The organism is Rahnella sp. 1L-D-7-B-C2 (assembly GCF_057290995.1).
Genome location: NZ_JBXAVQ010000015.1, coordinates 34670 through 57835, shown reverse-complemented (window position 1 = coordinate 57835; position 23166 = coordinate 34670). Strand labels below are relative to the sequence as shown.

Here is a 23166-nt window from a genome sequence, read left to right as displayed (position 1 = left end):
CAGGGAAAGTATGCGTCATCTATTTCGTTTTATGTTTCAGCACGGCAGCCATCTGATTTTTGGCGCGATCCTGATGTCCGCTTATCGCTCAGAGCTGCCTGTCATTTCTGCTTAAGAAACGGCCTTAACGCAGTATATTTTCCGTTTTCCAAGCAGACCCCAGGTTCACCGACCCCGAGCACGCCAGGACAGCGTCATAAAAGCTTTGTGGACGATGAATATCATTGGAACCGACCAGAATATGGTTAAACATAGCTTTCCCTTACGGGTGCGTTTGTTAATTAAGATAAAGGTATTTGAAAATTATAGGATTGCAGATAGTTTTTATGGCTGCGGCATCTTTGTTTGTCAGGAAATAAACGTAAGCCTTTCAAACAAAAAACACTTCCCATATGCGATGGAAGGCCTGAAAGGGCGCTGTCGATGGGGGCGGAGAACTATTAAACATGGGTGTTAAGGCGGAGAGTATCTTAGTGAGACCGGCAAAAGACATTAATATCAGCAAAAGAAAATGCCGCCCGAGAGGAGCGGCTGATACCAATGTGCGGTGATTAGCGTCTGACGGCCATGATGCCGGCATCGACGTCCCAGATAGCACCGGTGACCCATGATGTTTTATCAGACAGCAGGAACAGGATGGTATTAGCAACATCCTCAGCCGTCCCGACGCGGCCCAGCGGATGGAAGTCGTTCAGAGACTTCATCGCATCAGCAATGTCGGCTTTATCCATAAACCCTTCATATATCGGCGTATGCACAATCCCCGGGGATACAGCGTTGACTCGAATACCGGCGCTGGCTAATTCGATCGCCAGATTACGCGTCAGGGCATGCAGACCCGCTTTTGCCATGGAATAGGCAGAGGACGGTGAATCACCCAGCGCTGCCTGTGCCCCAATCGACCCAACGTTGACGATAGATCCTTCCAACTTCGCGGCCAGCATGTTCTTCACGACATCCTGAGTGATGAAGAACGTAGCGCGGTTCAGCGAAAGATACATGTCGTAATCGGCAAAGTTGTGCTCGGTGAAGCCTTTAGGCATGAAAATTCCGGCGGCATTCACCATCAGGCTGATGTCGCGATGGTGAGCATTAATTTCCTGACGGATAGTTTCCATGCCTTCTTCGGTCATCAAGTTTGCTGCAATAACGGCAACCGAACCCAGCGTGCTCAGCTCTTTCTGAACTGTATCCGCTTTCTCTTTTTTATTCCCGGTCAGAACAACGCTACCGCCTGCTTCGAGTACCATGCGCGCGACGGCCAGCCCCATGCCGCTGGTTCCGCCGACGACGAGCAGCTTTTTACCTTTGAAAAATTCACTCATTTCAGACTCCGTAATTTTGCAGGTGAGAAGTGACCGGCACGATCAGTGCCGGCGGTGGAACGTTTAGATACTGCACCCTTCAGTTCCGCAGGTCTGACCCGCTGTCACTAAAAGCTCGGTTTGCTGTTCATCCCAGACCTGACGCAACGCATTCAAAAAGTTGTCTGCGCCCTGAGCGCCGCTTATAGCGTATTTTTCATTCATCACGAAGACGGGAACACCACTGACGCCAATTGAGCGTGCGTGGGCTTCATCTTCAGCAACAGAGGCCCTCAAGGCGTCATTTTCAAGTGCATCTTCCGCATCATTTTTTTCCATACCCGCTTCAACGGCCAGTGCAACCAGCTCCTGACGATCGAAAAGAGAGCGACCCTCCGTGATACTGCCACGATAAAAACGTTCTTCGACGGCATCTGCAATGCCGGCTTTGCGCGCCGCGGTCAGGATAGCGTGTGCATCTTCGGTGTCACCAAACATCATGCTGTCGAAGTTGTAGATGAGGCCTTCAGATTTACCTGCGGTACCCACCTGATTCATCATCAGTTCTGCCGAATGCTGGCTGCCTAACTTCTTCGCGATGGCATCCTTAAAAGGCATTGTTGGGGTTCCGCCGGCCAGTCGATAGCTGTGATGACGGATCACTACCTGATCGCGAAATTCAAAACTGTTCAGACCCTGTTCAAATCTTTTTTTAGCGATCCAGCACCACGGGCAGACTAAATCTGACCAGATATCAATGGTGAGGGTAGGTTTTAAGGTTTGCATAATAAATTCCTCATAGACCGTGGGGCACGCACTCTCACTGAACGGAGAGCTGTGCCCGCGTCATATTTATTGAGCCTGCCAGACCGGATAATCGGTATAGCCTTTTTCCGGCGAACCGCTGACGCCGTAGTAGGTGGTACGGTCACTTTCAGCCAGTGGCCAGCCGTTTTGCATTCTTTCGACCAGATCTGGATTGGCAATGTAAGGCACACCAAACGCCACTAAATCCAGCTCGTCAGCCTCAAGCGCCTGATCGGCGATGTCGCGGGTGAACCCCCCTGCAGCAATGATGGTGCCTTTGAAGGTGTTGCGGAAACGGCGGCGGAATCCTTCCGGTAACGGTGCTTTGGTGTACACCGGCTGATAGTAAAGGTGCACGTAGGCCAGTTCGCGCTGGCCGAGAGCGTCTGTGATGGTTGCCCAGGTTTGCTCTTCACCTTCATACGGCGCGAGGTCATAAATACGGCCGAACGGAGACAGGCGCACGGCAACGTGGCTGTTACCAACTGCAGCAGCAACGGCGTCAATAGTTTCAAGCAGGAAGCGCTGACGATTTTCGACGGAACCACCGTATTCATCAGTACGGGTGTTTAGTTCGCTGCTGAGGAACTGGTCAAAGATGAATCCGTTAGCCGCCATGATTTCCACGCCGTCGAAGCCGGCTTCCATCGCAAGACGGGCGGAATGCACAAAGTCGGCGGTGATACGTTTCACTTCATGGGTTTCCAGCGCGCGCGGCTGGCTTGGCACTACCGGGCCCGGCTCACCGGATTCGGTCAGTGCAAACACGGTCGTGTTGACAGCCTGAACCGTGCCTGCTGACACCGGTGCAATATGACCCGCTTGCAAGGAGACGTGAGACATCCTGCCAACATGCCACAGTTGGGCGAAAATGCGTCCACCTTTAGCGTGAACGGCCTCCGTGACCTTACGCCAGCCGTGAACATGTGCGTCGTTGTAAATTCCCGGCGTATAGAGATAGCCGCGTCCTTCTTCTGAAACGGGCATACCTTCCGTGATGAGCAGACCGGCAGAAGCGCGCTGTGCGTAATACAACGCCACGACCTCGTCCGGCACGTCATTCATCGTGCGGGTACGGGTCATTGGTGCCATGACCACGCGATTTTTTAACGATATGCCAGACAGATTGTAGGGAGTGAACAGCTTACTCATCGTGTACCTCACAAAGACAAAAAGGGTTTACCCCGGGGGGAATGACAACGTCAGGCAGATTCACAGAGCGAACGTCATCGCATGGAAGTTGCGTAAACATCGGATAGGTGTCACTATACCAACCATCTAGTAGGTAGGTCAATGAGTGAAGCAAGATATTTCGTTGTTTAACGCAACAGGCACCTGTTTAAACGCCCGTCCAATTAATGAGGTCATCGATATGCGTAAGTTAACGTCTTATAACGAAGACAATTTCCGGGATATAGAAGGGTACGAGGGGATATCCGTGGTGCGTTTTTCTGCGCCCTGGTGTCCGCCCTGTCGGGCGAGTGAAGAAATGTTCAGCAAGTTTGTAGAACGACTCGAGGATGATATCCAGATAGGGAAGGTTAATGTTGATCAGGCACCTGTTCTGACGACTAAATACGAAATATGGGGACTGCCGTCGGTGCTGATATTTCATGAGGGGCAATTGGTAAAACGCATCCCCGGCGTGAAACCTTCTGCGGTATACGTTCAGGCGATTGCAGAAATAAAAAAAGGGCAGTAATGCCCTTTATTACACTCATGTTTAGCTGCGAGCCTGGCTCACTGCATCGAGAGTACGTGCTGAATAAATCACAGCCGCACCCGCGTTGAGGTTGATCGCCACGCCAAGTGCTTCAGCTATTTCCGCGTCCGTTGCGCCGGCTTTTACAGCGGCGTCTGCGTGGAAGGCAATGCAGCCGTCGCAGCGTGTGGTGACTGCACATGCCAGTGCGATAAGCTCGCGAACTTTAGCACCCAGAAGGTCAGTTTTATTGCCTGCATTTCCCAGAGCAACCACGCCTTTCATGGTGTCCGGGGTCAGCTTACCGAGTTCACCTAGGCGCTGCATTAAATCTGTGCGGTAATTATTCCAGTCTAACATGATTTTATTCTCCGGAAGAAAGAGGATTAAGGAGCAAATTTATGTACTTAATGTTGTTGCAGAATACTTCGGGTCTGGCCGTTGCACGGGCAACAACGCTGGCACCTTCACACAGATTGATGATGATCAGTGCCATGTCTGAGGGGGCGGTGTGGGGGAAAAATTCGCCTGCGTCGACCCCGCCCTGAACGATTTTCGTGAGCCAGGCGATTTGCATATCGAAGTAGCGTGACGTCTGTTCGGTAACATTTGGTGGCAAATTGGCCGTATCGGCAGAAAGCGCACAGCACAGCGGCAATAGGGAAGCCCTGTAGCTTTGTAAAAAAAGACCGACGTAAGCCGCGATCCTCTTTTCTGCTAATTTCTCAGTGGCTTCAATTTGCTCAAACTGTCTCTGCGTGTCGGAGAATGCCTGTACTACGACCTGTTCACCTAAAATATCCTTTGTCGGAAAATGATGGTGAATACTGGCTTTTGTAATACCGACAATTTTCGACAGGTCGGCATAGCTGAATGCCGAGTAGCCTTTTGCCCGCATCAAGTTTTCCGCCTCGTTGAGAAGGCGTTCCCGCGTCATGGTTGTCATAAAAACCTCATATAATCTACTAGTAGATAGATTTTATTCCTGCCCTTTTAGTGAGGCAAGTTCTATTCCCAGCCTGAGCGTAAAAGAGATTTATGGTTCCGGAAAGAGCGGGGGCGTCTCCGTGCTCGGCGGCATGACTTTCATGACTGTCACGCATTACACCTTATGAAAAGACAGGCTGCCTTAAAATAAGGCAGCATTATCTTTTTAAAAGATTAACCGGCAACGGGCATCAGGCCAGGCGGGTGATCACATCGACCGGATTAGCGAGCGTGTCGTGGATCGGTGAGTTCTTTTTCATTTCGCTAACCAGTGCTTCTAATTCTTCGCGGCTGGCAGATTTACTTTCCAGATGCACATCCACGCGAATGGATTTCGCACCTTTACGCACGTTGCTATCAAGACCGAGGAAGCCGTTAAGGTTGATGTCGAAATTCATATCCAGTTCGATACCGTCAAGCTCTATCCCTTTTTCAGCCGCCATCATAGTGAGCGTTGCGGTATAACAGCCAGCCAGTGCCTGCATAATATATTCCGTCGGGCTCATGCCGGTATCGGTACCCAGTAAACCTGCAGGTTCATCACCGATATTGGAGAATTTCCCTACGCGGCTGTTATCGATAACGCCGTCCTGAATCGTTGCGCCGGTCTCAGTACGCACGGTTAAACCGCCATTAGAACGGGCTTTCATTTGGAAAGTCAGATTACCCAGGCCCGGCTGGACACGTACTGCTTCACGAGTATTGTGGATCGCATCAGCTGCGGCAGAAGGTTTTACTGTTTGGGACATGGTGACTCCTGAGGTTTCCTGAGGAAACAGTGAAATAAATAACAATCAAACAACCTACTAGTAGATAGGTTAGCGGCTAAATCATCGTTTGTCCAGCATGGCGTGAAAATCAGGAAATGGATTGTTTAAAAACTGAGTGTTCTGTGATTACCTCCCCGCAGAAGACATAGGGAGCTGAATAGAATAATAAGACCAAATAATATTAAAATCAGCGAGTTACATCAAAATAAATCAACCATGTAATGCTTTACTTGTTCGTCTTTATTATTCTTTGTCTCTATTATTTTTGAACGAGGGGTATGTCTAGCACAATGAACCGCCACAAAATTTCATTTTGAAACAGGTTTCCCCCTGGAGCTGGATGATCTCCTGACCCTGAAAGTTATCAAGGCAGCCAAATATGTCATTAAAGTAATGCAAATCAGCGTAAATACTTTCCCTTGGTCCCCTGATAGGGTAGGTGTCATCGGCAAGCCCCCGGTTTTTGCGAGCAATAAAGCGTAAATTTCGCATTGTCCTTTCATCTAACGCAGAGAGCGTTGCCCCGCCGTTGAATTGCATACACCAGATGGGCTTATCGTTTAATGAGATAATTATCTGACCAAAAACGATTTTACCCTCTGTGAAATAATTCCTGTACGAATATTCATCACGACGGTATTCAATGAGATTCACATCTTTTTGAGGCAGCTTTTTTATGATTAACGTATCGGGTGAGCTGTAAAGAAAACGGTTTGCCTCAATTAAAAAATCCTTCATTAATAAATTTTTTCCTGTCTATGAATTAAGGAGTCATAAAAGGGGTTTGAAGTCCAGTGATGTAAAAAACCACGCTAAGCAGTATCAGGAATCGATTTTGATACGATCCAGTCTCAAAATTACCAAAACATGATATTTGGAACCGATTTTTTGGCCCATATATACAGTCTAAAAACTTATGACATTTCAGGCTGTTAGTTCCTTAACGTGGTTTTCTGCACGGGTGGCCCTCGAACCCCGAGAATGTAAATGCGACTTTTCCCTCAACGCACGTTTGTAAGCTCATTATTAGTAATAGCTGTCGTAACACTACGAGTATTAATCTTCTACACACCTTCATTTCTGCTTCCTGTTTTGGCTTTCACTGCGAGCTTTAATGCCTTCGCAGACGATGGAGATGGTGGGGATGGAGGTAACGGGTCAAGCAATGGAGACGGGGGAGATGGCGGGAATGCAGGCTCCGGTTCTAATGGGGATGGAGGAAACGGGGGAAGCGGCGATGGAACGGGGAACGGAGGTAATGGGGGGGATGCTGGTCCCGGAGGGCAGGGTGGCCAGGGGGGAAGCGGTGGAAGTAATGGAGGTCACGACGGTTCTCCTGGTATGAGCGGGGCTGAGGCATCCAAGTAATTATTTCGGGGAATACTATCGAATAAAAAAACCTTGTGGCTGAAGATATGTCGAGCATGTAAGATATTTCTATGAAGCAGGGTAATTCGCGGGTGTGGGCAACCAACCCTATGATGAAAAAAAACCTAGTCCATCAAGCTAGGTTTTTTTTCCCCTCGTATCGCGTTTACTGGTAAAATTCGTCAATCAATTTGTTGTATCCAGCACTTGGCTCGGCAATCTCACTTGGGGTATCAAGATGGATCTATTTACTGATGTGGTAAGACCCGAAAAGCAGCATCCAATCTACAAATTAATTAAAGAAGATGAGTACTGGGCAGAACGCGATGTATTAAAAGAATGGTCGAAAGGTTTTCAAGATAGGGATAATAAATTCGTCACGGAATTTCAGACTACTTTCGAACCGTGTCTTTGGGAGTTATATTTACATGCTTACATGAAAGAATTAGGGCATGTTTCCGATTTTTCTTTCGACGCACCTGACTTTGTAATATTCAGTGAATATGAATTTTGTATTGAAGCAACTATTGCGTTGCCCGCACATGGCGGGCAACCAGCCCACGGGTTTGGTAGGGAAACTAAAATCGGAGATTTAAATGAATTTAACTCTCAGTCAGCCATTCGTATAACTAACAGTTTCATGGGTAAAGTTAGAAAGCTTAGGGAACGATATTCAAAGCTAGAACATTGCAAGAGTAAACCATTTGTTATTGCCATTGCTTCATTCGACAGGCCGTTTTCTCATTATTCGGCTAGCAGGCCAATTCTTGCGGCGATGTATGGAATTTATCATGATGAAGAAGTAACAATGGCATCAGGTTCAGATGAAATCATATCATATAATGTTGAGCAAGCATTAAAAAATGAGAATACCAAGATAGATATGGGGTTATTCTGTACCCCTGAATTTTCAGATGTAAGCGCCGTTATTTATAGCAGCCTAGCAACGTGGGGTAAACTAAGAGCATTATCTGAGGATTCTTCTGCTCCTGTTGTTTTTCAAACATTAACTCCTAACCCTGAATCTATTATTCCTAATATTCATACAGCCCAAAAATGTAATTATAAAGAACATCTTTTAGATGGCTTATATGTACTTCATAACCCATTCGCTGACCAACCATTACCACCAGATGCACTTGGGCATGCAAGAATTGCTCAGGGTAATGTGAAAGATGACGGATATTTGGATTTTAAAGCGCCGGAAGACTTCTTACTAGTAAGACAGCTTTTCGGCATCAAATATAAGAAAAAATAATTTGTGCCAGCGAGAGGCTTCTTTCTTGTTGGTGAACTGTAGTTGATGCCGCAACTCGGTAAAACGTCCATTCAACCGAATTGCCGCACTTATCCACCGTTTCTGTGTATAAGCTATATGTTGTGTCCCTATTCGCTAGTATCCATACTATATGTAGTGTAGGGCGGGGCAAGTTCTGATCAACCGTGGGGGTGTGTTTTAGGGGCCGCTTGGAAAATGGAATCTATGGTCACTCCTGTTTTTGAAACACCGTTTTGACGATATAAAGGTGAGTGATCCGGTTAAGCGGGATACTTATAATGCGTGCCTTATGAATAAACATAGGTTATATAGCGATGAAGTATAAAAAATACAGCTTTGAGCGCGATGACGAATCATTTGTATCTAAAGACGTTCGTGCTCTTATCAACAACGGTTTGGAGTTTCTGGATAAGGCTCGCGAAGAACTAGAGGCCTCCAAGGCAAAATTTTCGATTGTCAGTTTCTGGACAGCGGTAGAAATCATGCTGAAAGTGCCGCTGGTACATGAACACTGGAGCCTGGTGTGTTCCGGGAGGAAAATTGAGCGAGCAAAATACCTTGACGGTGATTTCCAGTCGGTTACATATGATGAAACCTGTCAGCGATTAGGTGATGTGCTTCAAAACCCACTACCCAAAGAAACCATCGCTGTATTCAAAAAAGTTAAAGATCACCGTAATCGTGTGGTTCATTTTTTTCATTCCGACCTCACCGAAACTCAAGTGAAAACAATCCTTGATGAACAGGCTGATGCTTGGTTTGCGCTTAACCGTTTTATGCGTGATCAGTGGTTCTACCTTTTTGGGGAACCTCTGAACTCAAAGCTGGCTTCAGATGAAGAACGAATGCTCAGGAGTTCATTGTTCTACGCTGATGCAAAATTTCGTTATCTCCAGCCCACACTCGATGATCTTAGAAAACAGGGATGCACGATCTCAACCTGTCTTGCCTGTAGCAAAAAAGCTGCCGTTGATATGCTTATCAATGAGGAGAGCGGGAATACTCTTCACGAGGCAACTTGCTTAGTTTGTGGTTGCCGTGCTGCCCCATATGTCGAAGTTACATGCCCTGATTGCGAGGCAAGGCAGGATCTAAACGCTACCGGTGAAACGGATTTCAATTGCGGTAACTGTAATTACTCATCATCCCGATACCGTTTGCTAGACGAGTGGGTTGGCAAGCCAGAGGATATTAGTTATTCGGGTCTACCTGCAAGTTGTTCGGATTGTGAGAGCTATGAGACGGTATGTGAGTTCGGAGGTGGATTTCTGTGCACAAACTGCCTTGTTTTTCATGATTCACTTAGTACTTGCGACTATTGTGGAGGAAGCTCTACATCAGTCGGTGAAATGAGTGGGCTGGATGGCTGCGGATTTTGTGACGGGAATACCAAGTACCTTAATGACTGATATTGAGACTAAAAGGACAGGTGCGAAGGTCACACCTAATGGCTGAAAATGTCGAGATTTCGAGTTCAAATCTAGGCAAATCTGAAAATAATTCTATATGGATTAAAGGGGGCCGCTTGGAAAACGGAAATTATCCTACGTTAAGCGTTTTGAGCTTAACGGGGGATTTCGTCCCATTGAGCGCAAACCCCTGACCGTAAGGGATGTACGGAACGATCTAACTGTCCGTTAATAGTTTTGCTTACTTTCGTACATGTTATTGGCATGGTGTACGCAATCGAACGTTTTCGTACATCATCTAAAAACAGCCATGATAGTCCGCTGTGTGCCAATAGCGGACATTACTAACATCGCGTTGCATTAAAAATTAGGGAGCACGTCAAAATGAATTACATTAAGTATTGGACTAACAGAAAATAGTAATGGACCTTTTAATCAGTAAGGAAAAGAGCGCATGCTGATACCCACGCTAAAAACAGATCGTTTGCTATTAAAACCATTAGTTTCCAAAGATGCACTCCAGATTCAGAAGCTCTATCCGCGCTGGGAAATTGTGCGTTATATGGTGTCATCTGTTCCCTGGCCCTTTCCTGACAATGGTGCAGCGCATTACGTGAATAACGTCGCGCTGCCCGCTATGGCAAAAGGCCATGCCTGGGTTTGGACCATACGGCACCGGGATAACCCTGACAATTTGATAGGCGTTATCTGCCTGGACGAAGCGGAAGATAATAATCGTGGTTTCTGGTTAGTACCTGAGTATCAGGGGCAGGGATTAATGAAGGAAGCAAGTATCGCGGTGACAAATTACTGGTTTAACACTTTGAACAAGCCTGTTTTGCGAGCCCCAAAAGCGGCCGAAAATATACGTTCTCAGCACATTTCAGCCAGTAGCGGCATGCGACTAATCAAAACGGAAAAGAAACAGTTTGTCAGCGGTCTTCTGGACTCAGAATTGTGGGAGATTACTCGTGATGAGTGGAATGCTCATCACTCAAGCTAACAGGATACAATGTCCGCTCCTCGCTTAGAGCTGCCTGTCATGTCTGCTTAAGAAACGGCCTTAACGTAGGATATTTTCCGTTTTCCAAGCGGACCCCTCTAACAAGGGTCCGCTTGGAAAACGGAAATTTGAGTTCGTATATATGCCGCACAGCGGCATGAAGGCGACAAACGTTGTTCCGCATAGCCTTGTACCCAAACGTCGCCGTAAGCCCGGCGCAGCCGGTCTGTGACCCGAATATCCCCCAGTCAGCCCCCCGTCCTGCCAGACCGTTTTTAAAGAGGCTTGAGCGTGCGAAAGCCGATACTGCGGACTCTCAGCAACGAAGAAGCTCAATGGTCGAATGACAAAAGAACCTTCCCGCAAAACTAGTTACAACATTCACTGTTCCTGATTCTTTTATCCGGCCGGGCTTGTTGCCCGTCCGGGTAAAAGACCCACGGCCAGCGAAAACGACTGTTTGGCCAATTTGGCGCTCTTACATCTGCCCGAAACAACGTGGAGGGTGCTACCTCTTATTTATCTCAACGCCGTTGATGTCGGCATGAGGATCGCCCTGAGCAAAGCGAAGGGAGCTACTCCCGATGCCGTGCTGAAAGCCGGCTCAGGAGTACTCTTTCTTTAGAAAGCGTTTTTGTTCAGAAGCTACGTTCGAAATTAACGACATTTATCAGTACTTTTCGAAATTAATACGCTCCTCACTGGCCTCGATGTTGCGGTGGCCGCCTGATTTGTATAATTATTATTCATTAGCCACCACCCTAATGGGGGAATTTCTCGCGCCGGCGTCAGCAAGGCCGCATCCGCCAGATTGCAGGCACGGAAAATCCTGCCGGCATCAAAAAAATGTCAGCACAAAGTCTCCACCTGACGCGGAAATGTGTAACTTAAGTCTACTTTGGGTTTAAGAGAGCTGGACGCCGGCGCGCTCAAGCAGCAGGCGGTAGAACGTCTCCGCGTCTCTGGCCAACAGCGTTGGATGCTCGGCTTTCACGGCACTTTCGATCTGCATTTGGAGCACGTGGGTACACTGGCCGCTGGCCACCCAACGCCACCAGGCATTTCTGTGGCGGTTCACCTTGCCACCGTTGTCACGCAGCTGCCGCACCTTGCGTGCCTGTTCGTCAAGAATGGCACCGATATCCGCTTCAGTGCGCGCCTTCTCTCCGCGCAGTTCCGGGCTGACGACCCAGCGCTTTATCTGCCGCAGGCGGTTTTTCAGCGAGTGCTGACGCTCCATCGAGATCCCCAGTCTGGCCATTTTTAACAGATGACGCTCGTACTTTTCGCGCAGCGTCTCCGCCAGTCCGCGTGAAATCGCCCACTGGCGATACTGGTGCAACCATTCACGGATGTTTTCGACCCGGATACCGCGTGAGGTAAAGCACTTATCGGTCAGGAAAATGCGCATCGGCTTGTTCTGGCCAGAATCCGCGTCGCGATCACGGTGGATGACAACGTAATCCATCTGCTCCAACACCCGGAGCGCGTGCAGCAAAACGTCATACGCTTTGCGGCCATTTTCGTAGACGTGCAGCACGTTCATGCGGCTGGCAATTTCTTCCACCGGCAGCATCACCTCGAACAGGAAGTCGCTGTCCGGGCTGTAGTCGCAGTTCGCCGCCAGAGTCAGTGAGAGGGACGTAAGTGCTTCACGGCTTTCTGACCTGGCCGTGATTCGCATTGGTTTGGGTTTAAAAGACGGATCGGCCGCGCGCGTATAAGGTGTGTAACCCTGACTGCGAAGCGCGATCAAATCGGGATTGCGACGCCAGTCGTGCTGCCGGAAACAGGCCACCACTTTTGCCGCCATGCCGCGCGGCGTCTTGCCCGTGTACTCAGGCTGATGGTTGCGGTGCGTCTTGGACTGGCCTTTACGCAGGCGGTTTGATTCGCCACGGCGTGAAGTTGAGAATTCATCGACTGAGGATGAAAAAAGAGAAATAGCACGTTCAGACACGGTTCCCGGCGCTTATGTTGCACGGGGGGAGTTGACCTTGAAAAGGCATAAATCTATACTCCCAGCATAGAGCAACAACTCTATGCTGTTTTAGTGAGCCCCGGTTATCTTCTCTGACCCGCCAAAGTTGAGGAAGATTATCGGGGTTTTTGCTTTTACAGGACTGCCAAACTACTAACAGCGCCTTTCCTGCCACCTTTCGGCGTGGCCAGCCAGAACAAGACACTATCAATTCCCGAAGCCGCCAGACAACGGTATTCATAACGCCCTGCCTTATTCAATTCTTTATGCGAAAAACGCACCTAAAAGGATCGCGCTTTACCGTGTTCACTACGCCGCCAGGCAGAACGCGGGGTTCGGAATGCTCCGAAGGATCGCACGGTGGAAGCATAACCATTACTAAAGTGTAAATCTAGCGTAAATACCCACCCGACTTGAGGCCGGATGTAAAAAGGTTTTCCTACGGCTTAAATATTCAGCAATACCAACGTTTGGAAGGGGTTATACACGTCACCCACAGTCGTCACCCTCTGCCTGACGGCAAAGGGGCGCTCCCGCTTGCCGTTTCCATTGGCGTGGAAACGGCTGCGCTGGCTTCTCCTCGTGTGGATGAGTGCATAACCGTCGATCCGGCCAGCATGGGTTAACGTCAGGGTTGTGATGCGAGGTCGATCGCGTGCTGTAAATCTTCGGCGCTCGCGGCGCCCGGAATGACGGTGGTGTTTTCCTGGCGTGCATTTGTTACCGGCATCACTACCAGCGCGGGCGTACCGCTGATCCCCATCGCCAGAGCGAGCGTGTTGGTGTCCTGCAGCATGCCCAGCGCGGCTTCTTGAGAAACGGCCTGTTTATCATCGAACCCCACGCTCTGGCTGGCTTTCACGATATCTTCAGCGGTCAGTGCGCCCTCATAATGCCGCGTCTGGTACAGCCCTTTGTGGTACTGCAAATAGCCTGGAGCGCCTTTTTGTTTCCAGACCTGCAGGCCGCGCACAGCAGCCGTGCGCGATATTTCCCAGCGGTCAGCGAAAATTGGCCACTCCTTGAATACATACCTGACGCTCGGATTCGATTTCATGACGCTCTCGATCACAGGCGCGGTGCGGCTGCAGTAGATGCACTGGTAGTCGAAAAACTCCACCACGGCCACGCGGGCATTGTCTGGCCCTACTGATGGCGTATCGGCGTTCGACAGTAGTAGAGATCGGTACTTTATCGCCGCCGATGTGTACTCTTCGCGCTGGTGTTCGGCCTGTTTTTTCTGTAATGACTGGCTGACCTGCACCAGAATTTCTGGGTGTTTAATTAGGTAGCCCGCTGCAATTTCTCCGATCGCTTGCTCCTGTTTCGGACTGAAGGCAGATAACTCAGTGCCAGCATGTACAAGACTTTCATAACACATGAATGTTGTAACTATAATTACCTTTGTTAACTTCATTAAAGGGTTCCATATATTGGTCAGATAACGGTGTGATGGTTTATAAGCCATAAGGTAGAAAGCAGCGCATATGGGCAACTGCCGGATGCGCCGGTGAGAATATTATTAAGGTGTGAGAAGAGCCTTCAGTAGCCGGGCATAAGGGGTTTGGATTCTGCCCACAGGCGTGAAAACTCTATTTCGTACTGTGATGAAATAGCAGGAATTCCCTCCAAAACCACCACGTTCTCTGCATTTCGGCTGTCGGCGCTGGCGGTATAATTGAAAGAACCGGTTTCTACGGTATCCCTGTCAGCCACAATGAATTTGTTATGCTGAATGGCATAGTTGCCGTTGGTACGCACTTCAACTCCTTTATTAGCCAGATAAGTCGCCGCCGAATATTTCTCTCTGTTGGCTTTGTCATCCACCATCACACGGATACGCACGCCCCGCTGTTTTGCCGCAAGGATGGCCTCCGCCACGGGTTTGCTGGTAAAGCTGTACGCGGCCACGTCCAGTTGGCGTGTACTTTGCCCGACCGTCGTGAGAACCAGGGCCTGGGCAGTTCCGTCGGGAGAAAAACCGGCTGTGACGGTCGCAGACATGGCCATCGGGCAGGCACAAACAAGCCCGATGGCCAGTGACGCACCCGTTGTTGCGCGTCGCAAAAGACGTAATGTCATGATCAGCGTTCCTTTTGAATGTGATGGGTACGGCCGGAAGGTTTGGCATATTCGCCACGCTCGATAGCCAGCTCACGGGTAGAGATATCCCTTGCCTGAGCGCGCTCGAGCTCCTGCGTTGAACGCAGGTTTTCTTTGGCCGAAGAAATATCGTGTTGTAAACGGTGGTTTTCATTCGCTGACGGTGGCTCAATCCCTTTAGGCATCAGGATGACGGACTCTTTTTCACTCTCTATCACCTGCCCGATCCGCTGCTGCAGGACGTCTTCAACACTGTTTTTCCCCATGTCCGGCAGCGTCATATGTTGCTGTTCCTCCTTCGCCTGCTGCAGCCCTGCGCTGATGTCTTTTGCCGCATCTTTCATCTGCTGTTCCCACTGACGCACAGTCTCATCGTGATCTTCAAGCCCGGCCTCCATACGCGACATTGCTTCGCTGTGGTCCCAGAACTCCATATCAATGTGCTGAGCCACCTGTTTGGCCACCCGGACAACCGGATCCTGATGGGCAACCAGCTCGCCTTTGGTCAGCTTAATCAGCTGAGCCGACGGTGCCTGTACGCCGGTTTGCAGGACGATCCCCGACTGCGGGTTCTGCCTTGCCAGTTCCAGCGCGTCGGCCGCCGAGGTGGCCAGTAAGGTTTCCCCGTTGTGGCTGCGCCTCACCACCGCCCCCTGCGCCCTGTCCGTAGCCACCAACCGCGGTGCCCCCGGCGTCAGCGTGCCCTGCGCGTCCGGCGTGAGCGGGTACATCACCACGCCGGCAGACTTGCCGAAGTTGTCATACACCGGCAGGGCCAGGTGCGGCTGCGGAAACTTGCGGGTCTGCGGAATAATGCGGGCGGTCAGCGACGGGTCTTTCAGGTCGTTTTGCTTCTGCCACATGCGCCCGATGCCGGTTTTGGCCACCGGGGAACCCATCGCCCAGATGGCCTTCGCCTGCTGACGTTCGGTTTCCGGCTTCAGCGCGTCATGCGCCGTGGCCAGCGCGTTGTCCGGGCGACTTACCTGATTTAGCCAGTCTTTAACCCCGTCGGTGTAGATTTGGACGTGCTCGCGGGCGCGCGAAACGTTGATGTAAAACTCCCGCTTGTTGGCCATGCGACCACGCGCGCCGTCCGTCCCTTCCAGGGCAATCACAAAGTCGCGGCTTGCCCCCTGTGCGCCGTAGCCGGTGACTGCCCAGGCATAGTCCAGATGCTGATCGGACAGGTTTTTTGTGGGGTTCACCGTTTTTTGCCCCTGCGCCCCCTTAAGAACGAGCGTCCCGTTGTCGTTGACCGCCGCCACCTGATACGCCTCGTTGGCCATATGTCCGTCCTGTCGCACCGTCTTGTTAAAGCGCAGCGCGTCGCCCACCGCCACCGCACGGTTTTGCTTCTCAAACACCTCAATTTGTCCGGTGTCCAGCTCGAATGGCGACATCATGCTCAGCCGTCCTGACGCATCGCGCAGCGTGACCAGCCGGCCGTGGGTGTCGACGTTCACCACGTCGAGGTAGCGGTCACCCTGCAAAATCACCTGCCCTGACGACCATTTCTCTATCTGGTTGAAGTCGTGGCGTGCATGGGATACGCGCTCAAGTACCGGAATAGTCAGCTCCTGCGTGCCAATGACCCCGCGCTCCTGCAGCGCGGCGTGAATGCCGGCGTTGATGGTTTTGCGGTCTTCATTGAGTTGGGTGATGATGATCGTGTTCTGCCTGGCCTCAGACGTGCGCCCCACGTAGTCCTCCACGATGGCACCGGTGACCCCCATATCAATCCTGCGCTGCCGTTCCGCGCTCAACGTCACCGTGGGCTTGCCGTTCTCGTCTTCGGGCGGCGCTTTAATTTCTTCAATGGACGACGCGGGCGCCGCGGTGCCAGGCTCGCGGGGCACGACCGACGGGCTGACCTCTGCAATGCGCTCGAGCGCGGCGGCGGCTTTGTTCTCAATAATGTCGTAGACGGCGGCTTTAATGTCGGAGGAGTTTTGACGCACGATTTCTTTCATTATGGCCACGTCCATCGGGCTGCGCTCCTGCACCAACCGGAAGGGAGCGCCGCTCTCGACTGATTTAAGCTGATCTATGTCACCCACGCTGATACCCCGCCCGTTGCCGTTCTGGATGGCCTGATAGCCGGCGGCGGTGTCCTGGTTCCCCACCATCGACATCTCATCGATGACAAACAGCGTGCGGCTGTAGTCCGGGTTTTCGCCAGCGGCAATTTTTTGCTGATGCTCGACCAAAAAGGATTTTAGCGTCTGCGCCTCGATGCCCACGCCGCGCATCTCTTTGACCGCCTGGTGGGTCGGGGCAAGGCCGAGCACCTGCGGTCGCTGGCCGTCAGGCAGCGTCTCGACGGCGGCTTTAAGCGAGCGCAGTTGGGTAGTTTTCCCGACGCCGGCGAATCCCTGCACGCCGACAAACTGGTCGGAGGTGCCCAGGATAAGCTCGGTGGCCTGCCGCTGACCGGCGGTGAGTCCGGCCAGCAGGGCCGGATCGGCGTTGGGTAACAGCGGCACCTGCGTGTTTTTACCGGTTTCGATCACCCGGATGATGCTTTTTTCCAGCTCGTAGGTGGCTCTGGCCACGTACTGGGTCACGTCGCCGCGCGCACCGGCATCGAGGGGGATAAGTTCACCGGATTTCTGCTGCCTCCCAATCTCCGCCGATATCTCGCCCGCGTTGTTGTGCAACTCCTGAGCCATCGTCACAATGCTGAGCAGGCTGAACGACACGGTGCGCTGTGAGGCAACCGCGAAATTCACCGCCTTTTGGGCATCGGTCAGCAGGCCTGTGCGCAACCCGGTGAGCGCCGGCTCCACGGCCTCTTCCCCGCTCGCTCGCCTGACCAGCGTCAGCGGCGACGCGTTTTGCTGCATCCGGCCCAGCTTTTCTTCGGCTTTTAGCAGGGTTTCGCTGGTGTAGATTTCGGCGCGGTCACCGGAGGCGGCCAGCGCGCTGACGTTTTGCGTATTGAGGTCGCGGGCGTTGAGCGAGGCCAGCACCGTGCCGGTGTCGTTATCCCGCCCGCCGGGCGAAGCCACGTAGCCGTAGGTAGCGTACAGCGGCCGCCCCGCATCGAGCTTCACGGTTTTGCCTTTATCGCCTACGCTGACGGTCAGGCTTTTGTCGCTGACCGCCGTGACCGTCAGGCGCATTTTGGCTTTGATACCCGCCGACTTGTCGCCGGCGAGGGCCAGCAGCTGCTCGCCGGGGGCGACGGTCATCTGAGCAGATTCGTAAAGCCGCCAGTCGGCACCCATGTCGCGAATTTTTTGCTGATGCAGCACCCCGTCGCCGTCGATGAGTGACAGCATCCGGGTATCCGGATGGACGCGGTCGATAACGAAACTGCGCGGATTTTTGTAGTCCGACCGATCTTCGAGTACCAGCCCCGCGCGGTAGCTTTCGGGCTGTTTGCGGGTTTTGTCATCGAGATAGACGGGGCTGCGGCTTTCCACCTGCACCCCGGCCGTCTCTAACTTACCGGCATTCTGCAGCGCGTCGCGGATAACGTCGGTCAGGGCCTGCTGTTCACGCTTGCCTACCACTACCGCCGTCACCGGCTCCCCGCCGCCGCTGAGTTCCGCAAAGCGTTCGCCCACCGCCTGATAGCGGTCGCGCTTATCGCTGATGCTGGCCACGTTGACGGACAGGTTTTCCGTGGGCTTGGTCAGAGAATGACGCGCAACCCCCGCGTCGCTGAGCACTGCTAATGCGTTGCCGTTGCCCTGCCGCCCCGCGCTGTCGAGAAAGATCACCTGCGCGTCTTTCTCCCGCGCCTCCCCCACCAGGATCAGCGTTTCTTTCAGCCCGAGCCGCTCCGCCCCCTCCACAATCAGCGTACTGTGCGGCAGCAGGCCGAACCCCTTTTCCCGCAGCGTGTGACGCGGTATCAGAATATCTTTCAGCGCCTCTGACTTCGCCAGCGACGTTCCACGCTCGAGCGAGCTGGCCAGCACGCTGACCGACCGCCCCTTATCCTGTGACACCGTCACTAACTGCTCAACTGTTTCACGCAGTCGGGTGACGCCAGCCGGGGCGTTGAGAATGGCCAGCGGCGCATATTCGCTTTTTTCAAGCGCCGGCGACACCGGTTGCTCCGGCGTTTTGAACGTGACGACCTTGCCCCCCATCAGCACGTCTTTGGCCAGTGACTGGATAGACAGCTCATCGAGCAGGTGGATTTGTGAGGTAAAGACACCCTTTTCCTTGTCCAGCGGCACGATAAGGCTTTCTTTTATGGCTTCGCCGACCGCTGTGCGCAGGTCTTTGATGTCAATCTGCTGTTCGCTGGCTCCGAGCGCCGTCAGCAGCAGGTCGCCCTGGGTAAAGCGGGTTTTGTTGTCGCTGAGCAGGGACACGGCGCTGCGCACCGCCTGCATCGCGTCCGGCAATGCTTTATCCGTCACACTGACAGGCGCGACGGGCGTCAGTCCCGCCTGATAGGCTTTCATATCAAAGCCCATGTCGTTCATCTGAGTGTTCCAGCGCTCCAGAAGACGCATTTTGCTCGGATCGACCTTCGCCTGACGGGTATCTTTCGCGGCCACGTCGCGACTTTTCAGGGTGGCGTCGACGCCGACCGCCGTCTCGATTTCCTTGCCCCGCGAGGAGAACTCTTCACGGACGTTTTCCGGTACCCCTTTGATTTCCCACAGGCCGTGCTTGCCGACGATTTCCGTTTCGTGGCCGAGTTTCTCAATCTCTTCCTTTAGCGCATCGCGGTAGATTTTGCCCAGCGTCACCTGGTGAGCCATCACCGTTTCAATAAAGCCGGCCTTGTGAACGTAGTCGGTGGCCAGGGCTTTCCACTGCCCTTCCAGCTCGGTAACGTTGGCCACGATCAGGTGCGTATGCACCTGCGGGTCGAGATTACGCGACGTATCGTGGGTGTAGGCCGCCGCCACCATTTTACCGGTGGGGACAATGGACGTGACGCCGTCCTGCGTCAGTCGTGCGGACACCAGCCCTTCGATGTAGTTTGCGGCTACGCCCACGGCTTTGTCATGCGCGGCCAGTAGCGTCTTATCACCACCAACGAGGATGAGCAAAGAAACGCTTTTCGGCGCGGAAAACGTCAGGTCGTGCCCCGGCCGGTGGACGTGTTTGCCCTGCACGTCTTTTCCCAGCTCGGTGCCGTCGGGGAGTTTTCCCTCGAGCACGCGGGTGAAGTCATCGCCGTTGACCGGCCCTTCCAGACCCAGCTGCTTTGCACCTTGGCCTAACCACTGGCTCTGCAGACTTCCCAAAAAGTAATAGTTATCTTTATTGCTGTAGTAATCTGCGGCCGAGCCGGCAGACGCTACGGGTGCCACGGTCATCATCGTTCAAATCCTTCCGGCTCATCCCGGGGTCGTCTCAGAAAACGGAAAATAAAGCACGCTAAGCCGGTTGCAGCGGCCGTAGCGGCCTGAACTTGCCCGCGCCGATCTTGGCGCTGCTGCGCCAGAGGTAATCGCCGGTCAGGTTGATGTGCTCCCAGCCGAGCGGCGACAGGTACTGCAACAGGCCGTCATCGACGGCTTGACCGTGGCCACGCAAGGCGTTCGCGGCCCGCTCCAGATAGACCGTGTTCCATAGCACGATGGCCGCCGTCACCAGGTTGAGGCCGCTGGCCCGGTAGCGCTGCTGCTCGAAGCTGCGGTCGCGGATTTCCCCCAGGCGGTTGAAGAACACGGCGCGGGCCAGCGCGTTGCGCGCCTCGCCTTTGTTCAGCCCGGCATGCACGCGGCGGCGCAGCTCGACGCTTTGCAGCCAGTCCAGGATGAACAGTGTGCGCTCGATGCGTCCCAGCTCACGCAGGGCGACGGCCAGGCCGTTCTGGCGCGGGTAGCTGCCAAGCTTCCTGAGCATCAGCGAGGCCGTCGCCGTGCCCTGCTTGATCGAGGTGGCCATCCGCAGGATTTCATCCCAATGGGCGCGGACGTGCTTGATGTTGAGCGTGCCGCCGATCATCGGTTTCAACGCCTCGTAGGTGGCATCGCCCTTCGGGATGTAGAGCTTGGTGTCGCCCAGGTCACGAATGCGCGGGGCGAAGCGGAAGCCCAGCAGGTGCATCAACGCGAAGACGTGGTCCGTGAACCCTGCCGTGTCGGTGTAGTGCTCCTCGATCCGCAGGTCGGATTCGTGATACAGCAGGCCGTCGAGCACGTAGGTCGAGTCGCGCACGCCGACGTTCACGACCTTGGTGTGGAACGGCGCGTACTGGTCGGAGATATGGGTGTAGAACGTCCGCCCTGGGCTGCTGCCGTATTTCGGATTGATGTGGCCGGTGCTCTCGGCCTTGCTGCCGGTGCGGAAGTTCTGGCCGTCCGACGATGACGTGGTGCCGTCGCCCCAATGCTCGGCGAAGGGATGTCGGAACTGCGCGTTGACCAGCTCGGCCAGTGCCGCCCCGTAGGTTTCGTCGCGGATGTGCCAGGCTTGCAGCCAGGCCAGCTTGGCGTAGGTCGTGCCGGGGCACGATTCCGCCATCTTGGTCAGGCCCAGGTTGATCGCGTCGGCGAGGATCGTGGTCAGCAACAGGTTTTTGTCCTTGGCCAGGTCGCCTGACTTCAGGTGGGCGAAGTGCCGGGTGAAGCCCGTCCATTCGTCTACCTCCAGCAGCAATTCGGTGATCTTGACGTGCGGTAGGATCATCGCCGTCTGGTCGATCAGGGCCTGTGCGGTATCGGGCACCGCCGCATCGAGCGGCGTGATCTTCAGGCCCGACTCCGTGATGATGGCGTCCGGCAGCTCGTTGGCCAGCGCCATGCGGTTGACGGTGGCGAGCTGCGTTTCCAGCAGCGTCAGCCGGTCATGCAGGTACTGGTCGCAATCGGTGGCCACGGCCAGCGGCAATTCGCTGGCCTGCTTGAGGCTGGCGAATTTCGCGGGCGGCACCAGGTAGTCCTCGAAGTCCTTGAACTGGCGCGAGCCTTGCACCCAGATGTCGCCGGAGCGCAGCGCGTTCTTCAGCTCCGACAGCGCGCACAGTTCGTAGTAGCGCCGGTCGATGCCGGTGTCGGTCATCACCAGCTTCTGCCAGCGCGGCTTGATGAACTCGGTCGGCGCGTCGGTGGGCACCTTGCGGGCGTTGTCGCTGTTCATGCTGCGCAGCACCTCGATGGCGTCGAGTACGTCCTTGGCGGCGGGCGCGGCCCGCAACTTGAGCACGTCGAGAAATTCCGGCGCGTAGCGGCGCAGCGTGGCGTAGCTCTCGCCGATGCGGTGCAGGAAATCGAAGTCCTCGGGTTGCGCGAGCCGCTGCGCTTCGGTGACGCTCTCGGCGAAAGCATCCCAGGACATGACGGCCTCGATGGCGGCGAACGGATCGCGGCCCGCTTGCTTGGCCTCGATCAGCGCCTGGCCGATGCGCCCGAACAGCCGCACCTTGGCATTGATCGCCTTGCCGGATGCCTGGAACTGCTGCTGATGCTTGTTCTTGGCGGCATTGAACAGCTTGCCCAGGATGCGGTCATGCAGGTCGATGATTTCGTCGGTGACGGTGGCCATGCCCTCGATGGCGAGCGCCACCAGGGTCGCGTAACGCCGCTGCGGCTCGAACTTCGCCAGGTCGGCGGGCGTCATCTGGCCGCCCTCGCGGGCGATCTTGAGCAGCCGGTTCTGGTGAACCAGCCGCTCGATGCCGGAGGGCAGGTCGAGCGCCTGCCACGCCTTGAGGCGTTCGATGTGTTCCAGCATGTGCCGCGAGTTCGGTTTGACCGGGGATTGCCGCAGCCAGGCCAGCCACGTCGTCTTGCCGTTGTCGCGGCGCTTGAGCAGATCGTCGAGGCGACGGCGATGCACGTCCGTCAGCGGCTCAGCCAAGGCGTCGTAGAGACGCCGGTTGGCGCGGGTAATCGCTTCGGCGCTCGCCCGCTCGACGGCGTTGAGGGCGGGCACAATGACCGACTGCCGCCGCAGGTGCTCGATCAAGGCTCTGGCCAGCACGATGCCCTTGTCGGTTTGCATGGCCAGCTCGGTCAGCAACTGGACAGCCTGCCGGTAGTGGCCAATCGTGAACGGCTGGAAGCCGAACACCGTTTGCAGCTCGACCAGGTGCTCGCGTCGGGTCTGCTCACGCTGCCCGTACTCGTCCCAGCTTTCGATGCCGACCTTGAGCTGGTTGGCGACCAGTCTCAGCAATGGCGGGAACGGTGGCTCATCAGCGCCAAGGATGACGCCGGGAAAGCGCAGGTAGCAGAGCTGCACCGCGAAGCCCAGCCGATTGGCCGGGCCGCGCCGCTGCCGGATGATGGAGAGGTCGCTTTCGCTGAACGTGTAGTGACGGATCAACTCATCCTTGGTGTCCGGCAACGCCAGCAGGCTTTCGCGCTCGGCGGCGGAGAGGATCGAACGGCGGGGCATGCGGTTTCCTTCTTCTTGAAAACGTAGGTTTGTGACAAGCCCGCCAAGGCAACCGGCGCGGCACGGGAATCAAGGCATTGCGATTCTCGAAAATAGTTCTTGAAATTCTATTCTTGATTGCATATCATCTCAAC

Annotated in this window: 17 protein-coding genes; 5 read left to right on the top strand and 12 right to left on the bottom strand. The window is 53.8% G+C overall.

The window, feature by feature from the left end:
• Positions 1-551: 551 nt before the first annotated feature.
• From AC0Z7K_RS19350 to AC0Z7K_RS19340, 3 genes are all read right to left on the bottom strand, one after another.
• Positions 552-1325, bottom strand: a complete 774-nt coding sequence (locus AC0Z7K_RS19350) for an SDR family NAD(P)-dependent oxidoreductase (RefSeq protein WP_485615528.1) — start codon at positions 1323-1325, stop codon at positions 552-554.
• Between the two features lie 63 nt (positions 1326-1388).
• Positions 1389-2090 (bottom strand): DsbA family oxidoreductase, encoded by a 702-nt coding sequence (locus AC0Z7K_RS19345; protein WP_390976669.1) that lies wholly within the window; start codon positions 2088-2090, stop codon positions 1389-1391.
• A 66-nt stretch (positions 2091-2156) separates the two neighbouring features.
• Entirely contained in the window at positions 2157-3263 is a 1107-nt protein-coding gene (locus tag AC0Z7K_RS19340) for an alkene reductase (RefSeq protein ID WP_485615526.1), read from the bottom strand.
• A gap of 220 nt (positions 3264-3483) precedes the next feature.
• On the opposite strand from AC0Z7K_RS19340, the gene AC0Z7K_RS19335 reads away from it, so the two are divergent.
• Positions 3484-3813: a thioredoxin family protein gene (locus AC0Z7K_RS19335; protein WP_390976695.1), complete on the top strand. Its 330-nt coding sequence runs from the start codon at positions 3484-3486 to the stop codon at positions 3811-3813.
• A gap of 21 nt (positions 3814-3834) precedes the next feature.
• Here the strand turns inward: AC0Z7K_RS19335 and AC0Z7K_RS19330 are convergent, their stop codons facing one another.
• The 4 genes from AC0Z7K_RS19330 to AC0Z7K_RS19315 all read right to left on the bottom strand — a co-directional run bounded on the left by AC0Z7K_RS19330 (position 3835) and on the right by AC0Z7K_RS19315 (position 6308).
• Positions 3835-4173, bottom strand: coding sequence for a carboxymuconolactone decarboxylase family protein (locus tag AC0Z7K_RS19330; RefSeq protein ID WP_390976673.1), 339 nt, complete (start codon positions 4171-4173; stop codon positions 3835-3837).
• Positions 4174-4177: 4 nt separating this feature from the next.
• Entirely contained in the window at positions 4178-4759 is a 582-nt protein-coding gene (locus tag AC0Z7K_RS19325) for a TetR/AcrR family transcriptional regulator (protein ID WP_390976675.1), read from the bottom strand.
• Between the two features lie 232 nt (positions 4760-4991).
• Entirely contained in the window at positions 4992-5549 is a 558-nt protein-coding gene (locus tag AC0Z7K_RS19320) for an OsmC family protein (RefSeq protein WP_485615525.1), read from the bottom strand.
• Positions 5550-5852: 303 nt separating this feature from the next.
• Complete coding sequence (locus AC0Z7K_RS19315) at positions 5853-6308, bottom strand: DUF5680 domain-containing protein (RefSeq protein ID WP_485615524.1); 456 nt, start codon at positions 6306-6308, stop codon at positions 5853-5855.
• Between the two features lie 868 nt (positions 6309-7176).
• On the opposite strand from AC0Z7K_RS19315, the gene AC0Z7K_RS19310 reads away from it, so the two are divergent.
• The 3 genes from AC0Z7K_RS19310 to AC0Z7K_RS19300 all read left to right on the top strand — a co-directional run bounded on the left by AC0Z7K_RS19310 (position 7177) and on the right by AC0Z7K_RS19300 (position 10629).
• On the top strand, positions 7177-8196 hold the full coding sequence (locus AC0Z7K_RS19310) for a glycosaminoglycan attachment site (protein ID WP_485615523.1): 1020 nt from the start codon (positions 7177-7179) through the stop codon (positions 8194-8196).
• Between the two features lie 335 nt (positions 8197-8531).
• Positions 8532-9626 (top strand): hsdR, encoded by a 1095-nt coding sequence (locus AC0Z7K_RS19305; RefSeq protein ID WP_485615522.1) that lies wholly within the window; start codon positions 8532-8534, stop codon positions 9624-9626.
• Positions 9627-10080: 454 nt separating this feature from the next.
• A complete protein-coding gene (locus tag AC0Z7K_RS19300) occupies positions 10081-10629 on the top strand; it encodes a GNAT family N-acetyltransferase (RefSeq protein ID WP_134187327.1) in 549 nt (182 codons plus the stop codon).
• A 904-nt stretch (positions 10630-11533) separates the two neighbouring features.
• Here the strand turns inward: AC0Z7K_RS19300 and AC0Z7K_RS19295 are convergent.
• Positions 11534-12589: a Replication protein gene (locus AC0Z7K_RS19295; RefSeq protein WP_485615521.1), complete on the bottom strand. Its 1056-nt coding sequence runs from the start codon at positions 12587-12589 to the stop codon at positions 11534-11536.
• 491 nt (positions 12590-13080) lie between these two features.
• Here AC0Z7K_RS19295 and AC0Z7K_RS19290 point away from each other — a divergent pair, with 491 nt between their 5' ends.
• On the top strand, positions 13081-13236 hold the full coding sequence (locus tag AC0Z7K_RS19290) for a hypothetical protein (RefSeq protein WP_156361994.1): 156 nt from the start codon (positions 13081-13083) through the stop codon (positions 13234-13236).
• Between the two features lie 2 nt (positions 13237-13238).
• Here the strand turns inward: AC0Z7K_RS19290 and AC0Z7K_RS19285 are convergent, their stop codons facing one another.
• The 4 genes from AC0Z7K_RS19285 to AC0Z7K_RS19270 all read right to left on the bottom strand — a co-directional run bounded on the left by AC0Z7K_RS19285 (position 13239) and on the right by AC0Z7K_RS19270 (position 23032).
• On the bottom strand, positions 13239-14027 hold the full coding sequence (locus AC0Z7K_RS19285; protein WP_485615520.1) for a DsbA family protein: 789 nt from the start codon (positions 14025-14027) through the stop codon (positions 13239-13241).
• 125 nt (positions 14028-14152) lie between these two features.
• Complete coding sequence (locus AC0Z7K_RS19280; RefSeq protein WP_485615519.1) at positions 14153-14692, bottom strand: phospholipase D family nuclease; 540 nt, start codon at positions 14690-14692, stop codon at positions 14153-14155.
• Between the two features lie 2 nt (positions 14693-14694).
• The gene (gene traI, locus AC0Z7K_RS19275; RefSeq protein ID WP_485615518.1) at positions 14695-20007 is read right to left on the bottom strand and encodes a conjugative transfer relaxase/helicase TraI; all 5313 of its coding nucleotides are present in this window, start codon (positions 20005-20007) and stop codon (positions 14695-14697) included.
• 58 nt (positions 20008-20065) lie between these two features.
• Positions 20066-23032, bottom strand: a complete 2967-nt coding sequence (locus AC0Z7K_RS19270; RefSeq protein ID WP_003100881.1) for a Tn3-like element ISPa38 family transposase — start codon at positions 23030-23032, stop codon at positions 20066-20068.
• Positions 23033-23166: the final 134 nt, after the last annotated feature.